This window comes from Pseudomonas cyclaminis (assembly GCF_015163715.1).
GTDB lineage: Bacteria > Pseudomonadota > Gammaproteobacteria > Pseudomonadales > Pseudomonadaceae > Aquipseudomonas > Aquipseudomonas cyclaminis.
The window spans coordinates 1-5470 of sequence record NZ_JADDUM010000277.1 but is presented as its reverse complement, the minus strand read 5'-3'; the positions used below and the strand labels follow the sequence as shown (position 1 = coordinate 5470).

The window sequence follows — 5470 nt, the reverse complement described above, 5'->3', positions numbered from 1 at the left end:
GGGGTCGTTTGCGGGAGGGGGCGGAATCCTACGCTAAGGCTTTGGCCAGCGATATTCTCCGGTGAGATTGATGTGTTCCCATCCGAGCGGCGAAACATGGGCCAAGAGATCGGGCGATAGCAGCTTTCCATCGCGTTTCTGGTTTGCAACGACCTCGCCGAGCTTCATGGTGTTCCAGAAGATGATGATGGCGGCGAGCAGATTCATGCCGGCGATGCGGTAATGCTGGCCTTCGGCGGAACGGTCGCGGATTTCACCGCGGCGGTGGAAGCTGATTGCCCGCTTCAGCGCATGATGAGCTTCGCCTTTGTTGAGCCCGATCTGGGCACGCCGTTGGAGTTCGGCATCCAGAATCCAGTCGATCATGAACAGGGTGCGCTCGACGCGACCGACTTCCCGCAGGGCTGTCGCGAGCTCGTTCTGCCGCGGATAGGAGGCGAGTTTCCGCAGAATCTGGCTTGGCGCGACGGTCCCGGCAGCAATGGTGGCGGCGATGCGCAGGATGTCGGGCCAATTGCGCTCGATCATGGCTTGGTTGACCTTTCCGCCGATCAACGCTCGCAGGTGCGCCGGGGCGGCCGACGGATTGAACGCGTAGAGCCGTTTGGATGGCAGGTCGCGGATGCGCGGAGCGAACCGGTAGCCGAGAATGGCACATGCGGCAAAGACGTGATCGGTGAAGCCGCCCGTGTCGGTGAACTGCTCGCGGATATGGCGTCCAGCATCGTTCATCAGCAGGCCATCGAGGATGTAAGGCGCTTCGCTTGCCGTTGCAGGAATCACCTGGGTTGCGAACGGCGCATATTGGTCGGAGACGTGGCTATAGGCTTTCAGGCCCGGGGTATTGCCATATTTCGCGTTGACCAGGTTCATGGCCTCACCTTGCTCTGTAGCGACGAAGAACTGTCCGTCGCTCGAAGCCGACGTGCCCATGCCCCAGAACCGGGCCATGGGTAACGCTGCCTGTGCCTCGACCACCATGGCCAGCGCCCGGTCATAGGCTTCGCCCTCGACATGCCACCGTCCAATGCGGATCAATTCCCAGAAGGTGTGGGTGTTTGTCGCATCCGCCATTTTGCGCAAGCCGAGGTTGATCCCTTCCGCCAAGATAACGTTCATTAGCCCGATCCGGTCAGCGCAGGGTGCTCCTGTGCGCAGATGGGTGAACGCTTCGGTGAAGCCGGTCGCCGCATCCACCTCCAGCAGGAGATCGGTGATGCGCGTGGGCGGGATCTGCTTGTAGAGATCGAGCACCAGATCTTCGGCGCCTGTCGGCGCGGCGGCTTCGAGTTTCTCGATATGCAGAACGCCGTTTTCAATCGACCCGCCCGGGATCGTGCCTGCGCGAGCGGCACGGCCAAGCTCGCGCAACCGCATGTCGAGGCGAGCTTGCCGGTCTGCCAGCCATTCCTCCGGCCGCAATGGCACAGCGAGACGACCGCCTTCCGCGATGGATTGTGCCGGAACGAGTGCGTGTTTCAGATCGCCATAGCGCCGGGACCTAGTAAGCCAGACATCTCCGGAGCGGAACGCATCGCGCAGATGGAACAGCACCGCGATCTCCCATAGGCGAGCGTCGCCAGCCCTCTGGGCCCGAAGGTGGCGATGCCATTTCGAGCTGGGCCGCAAGAAGCTGGTCATCGCGGCATCGTTCAAACCGGTACGAAGGGCCGTCACCGCTTCCAGAAGCGGCAGTGCAACGGGCGCAGCTCGCAGATCGAGCAGGCGCAACATGCGTGGAGCGTATCGGCGGAAGCGGTGATAACCGTCGAGCACATGATTGAGCGGATCGTCGGCCATGGTGGCGGTCAGCCTGGTTGCCATTGCAACAAGGGTTTTTAAGCCGTCCCACCCTGACCCACTCGCGATGACATCGCCCAGCGGCTGGCCATCATCCTGTGCATCGACCAGGGCGCCCCCGATCTCGGCGAAGGATTTCAGGGTGTCACGCACCACCCCCGCTTCGTCTGCGACCTTTGCATGGCAAATACGCTCCGAAGCACGGTAGAGACGGCCGACGATCCGGTCGTGGGTTTCGACCACTGCGTCGGCCAACATCGCCTGCCATTCCGAGACGCAAACAGCCAAGATCGCAAGCCGCCTGTCCTCCGGGAGATCGCGCATGCCGTCGGCATAATACCGTTCACCCTGCCTGCGCAGACGAGTCACCCGATGGGCAGGAACGCCGGCAAGCAGATCCTCGGGGAGATCGATGCGTTGCAGATATTCGAGCCGGTCGAGCAGCCGGTTGGCCGACGAAGAGTTCGAGCCAGGCTCGAACTGGCGCAGCCACACAAAACGGGTCACCCGATCATCAGCCGTCTCCTCGAGCAATGCCAGCAACTGTTCTCGGATCGACATAGGCAGCCGACTGGCGATCCTCGTCTCGATGCGTCGCTCGGCATCGACGAGAGCCGCGGCACAAAGCCGCTCGATCGTGGATGTCGCGGGAAGGACAGTGCGGGTGCGTCGGCACTCGGCTACGAAGCGACGGGCGATATCCTCGTTCGACACCGCCATCTCGGCTTCTCGGAACAACCATTCCTTCAGCTCGCTCGCACCACGTCCGGAGAAGGTGCGGAAGCCGTAGAGCCCCCGTAACTCGGCAAGATGCTCGTGCCGTGTTTCCTCGCGGGCAGCATAGTCTACGAGATCGTCGGCACCCAGGCCAAGCTGCGCTCCGATAAATTCGATGACCTCTGCAGGGATCAGTTCGCCTGGAGCCAGCACCCGGCCGGGATAGCGCAGGACACACAATTGCAGGGCGAAGCCGAACCTGTTGTGAGCGCGCCGACGCAGCCTGATATGCCCAAGGTCTTCATCACTCAGCGTATAGTGCTTGAGCAAATCCGTCTGTGAAGTCGGCAAGCGCAACAGCGCGTCTTTCTGCCGATCGGTTAGAGTGACGCGACGCGGCATACATGTTCCTTTTTCAAAATCTGATAGCGTTCAAGACGCTTTGTTTATGAAGCTGGTTGAGATACATTTCCAGAGGTCAATGCAATCGTGGCCGAAGCGCCGCCTCAAACCAACGTTTGTGATACATGCTGATCGGATATGCCCGCGTCTCCAAAGCCGATGGCTCGCAGTCTCTCGACCTGCAGCACGACGCCTTGCGCGCCGCAGGTGTCGAACGGGACAATATCTATGATGATCTTGCTTCCGGCGGTCGTGATGATCGCCCTGGCTTGACTGCCTGCCTCAAGTCATTGCGTGACGGCGATGTGCTGGTGGTCTGGAAGCTCGATCGCCTCGGACGATCGCTTGCCCATCTGGTCAACACGGTGAAGGAGCTGTCAGACCGCAAGATCGGCCTGCGGGTTCTGACTGGAAAGGGCGCTCAGATCGACACCACGACTGCGTCCGGTCGCATGGTGTTCGGAATCTTCGCCACCTTGGCCGAGTTCGAGCGGGATCTGATCCGAGAGCGCACCATGGCGGGTCTCGCCTCCGCGAGAGCGCGCGGTCGCAAGGGCGGACGAAAATTCGCGCTCACCAAAGCTCAGGTGCGTCTCGCGCAAGCCGCCATGGCCCAGCGCGATACTTCAGTTTCCGATCTCTGCAAGGAACTCGGCATCGAGCGCGTCACTCTCTACCGATATGTCGGTCCCAAAGGCGAGCTCAGAGACCATGGAAAGCATGTTCTCGGACTTACGTAGCAACTCGTTTCTTTTCGCAGGTTGAGCCACCTCCGCGCTTCATCAGAAAACTGAAGGAACCTCCATTGAATCGAACTAATATTTTTTTTGGTGAATCGCATTCTGACTGGTTGCCTGTCAGAGGCGGAGAATCTGGTGATTTTGTTTTTCGACGTGGTGACGGGCATGCCTTCGCGAAAATCGCACCTGCTTCCCGCCGCGGTGAGCTCGCTGGAGAGCGTGACCGCCTCATTTGGCTCAAAGGTCGAGGTGTGGCTTGCCCCGAGGTGATCAACTGGCAGGAGGAACAGGAGGGTGCATGCTTGGTGATAACGGCAATTCCGGGAGTACCGGCGGCTGATCTGTCTGGAGCGGATTTGCTCAAAGCGTGGCCGTCAATGGGGCAGCAACTTGGCGCTGTTCACAGCCTATCGGTTGATCAATGTCCGTTTGAGCGCAGGCTGTCGCGAATGTTCGGACGCGCCGTTGATGTGGTGTCCCGCAATGCCGTCAATCCCGACTTCTTACCGGACGAGGACAAGAGTACGCCGCAGCTCGATCTTTTGGCTCGTGTCGAACGAGAGCTACCGGTGCGGCTCGACCAAGAGCGCACCGATATGGTTGTTTGCCATGGTGATCCCTGCATGCCGAACTTCATGGTGGACCCTAAAACTCTTCAATGCACGGGTCTGATCGACCTTGGGCGGCTCGGAACAGCAGATCGCTATGCCGATTTGGCACTCATGATTGCTAACGCCGAAGAGAACTGGGCAGCGCCAGATGAAGCAGAGCGCGCCTTCGCTGTCCTATTCAATGTATTGGGGATCGAAGCCCCCGACCGCGAACGCCTTGCCTTCTATCTGCGATTGGACCCTCTGACTTGGGGTTGATGTTCATGCCGCCTGTTTTTCCTGCTCATTGGCACGTTTCGCAACCTGTTCTCATTGCGGACACCTTTTCCAGCCTCGTTTGGAAAGTTTCATTGCCAGACGGGACTCCTGCAATCGTCAAGGGATTGAAACCTATAGAAGACATTGCTGATGAACTGCGCGGGGCCGACTATCTGGTATGGCGCAATGGGAGGGGAGCAGTCCGGTTGCTCGGTCGTGAGAACAATCTGATGTTGCTCGAATATGCCGGGGAGCGAATGCTCTCTCACATCGTTGCCGAGCACGGCGACTACCAGGCGACCGAAATTGCAGCGGAACTAATGGCGAAGCTGTATGCCGCATCTGAGGAACCCCTGCCTTCTGCCCTTCTCCCGATCCGGGATCGCTTTGCAGCTTTGTTTCAGCGGGCGCGCGATGATCAAAACGCAGGTTGTCAAACTGACTACGTCCACGCGGCGATTATAGCCGATCAAATGATGAGCAATGCCTCGGAACTGCGTGGGCTACATGGCGATCTGCATCATGAAAACATCATGTTCTCCAGTCGCGGCTGGCTGGTGATAGATCCCGTCGGTCTGGTCGGTGAAGTGGGCTTTGGCGCCGCCAATATGTTCTACGATCCGGCTGACAGAGACGACCTTTGTCTCGATCCTAGACGCATTGCACAGATGGCGGACGCATTCTCTCGTGCGCTGGACGTCGATCCGCGTCGCCTGCTCGACCAGGCGTACGCTTATGGGTGCCTTTCCGCAGCTTGGAACGCGGATGGAGAAGAGGAGCAACGCGATCTAGCTATCGCGGCCGCGATCAAGCAGGTGCGACAGACGTCATACTAGATATCAAGCGACTTCTCCTATCCCCTGGGAACACATCAATCTTACCGGAGAATATCGTTGGCCAAAGCCTTAGCGTAGGATTTCGCCCTCTCCCGCAAACGACCCC

4 protein-coding genes are annotated in these 5470 nt (G+C 59.4%); 3 read left to right on the top strand and 1 reads right to left on the bottom strand.

Features of this window, described 5'->3' with window-relative positions; all coding sequences use genetic code 11:
• Window positions 1–33: 33 nt before the first annotated feature.
• Window positions 34–2919, bottom strand: coding sequence for a Tn3 family transposase (locus tag IQK56_RS28085; protein ID WP_001138082.1), 2886 nt, complete (start codon window positions 2917–2919; stop codon window positions 34–36).
• Between the two features lie 125 nt (window positions 2920–3044).
• Here IQK56_RS28085 and IQK56_RS28080 point away from each other — a divergent pair, with 125 nt between their 5' ends.
• The 3 genes from IQK56_RS28080 to IQK56_RS28070 all read left to right on the top strand — a co-directional run bounded on the left by IQK56_RS28080 (window position 3045) and on the right by IQK56_RS28070 (window position 5364).
• Window positions 3045–3659: a recombinase family protein gene (locus tag IQK56_RS28080; protein ID WP_000904906.1), complete on the top strand. Its 615-nt coding sequence runs from the start codon at window positions 3045–3047 to the stop codon at window positions 3657–3659.
• A 65-nt stretch (window positions 3660–3724) separates the two neighbouring features.
• Window positions 3725–4528, top strand: coding sequence for an aminoglycoside O-phosphotransferase APH(3'')-Ib (gene aph(3'')-Ib / locus IQK56_RS28075; protein WP_001082319.1), 804 nt, complete (start codon window positions 3725–3727; stop codon window positions 4526–4528).
• Entirely contained in the window at window positions 4528–5364 is an 837-nt protein-coding gene (locus tag IQK56_RS28070) for an aminoglycoside O-phosphotransferase APH(6)-Id (protein ID WP_000480968.1), read from the top strand. The genes aph(3'')-Ib and IQK56_RS28070 overlap by 1 nt, the downstream gene beginning before the upstream one ends.
• Window positions 5365–5470: the final 106 nt, after the last annotated feature.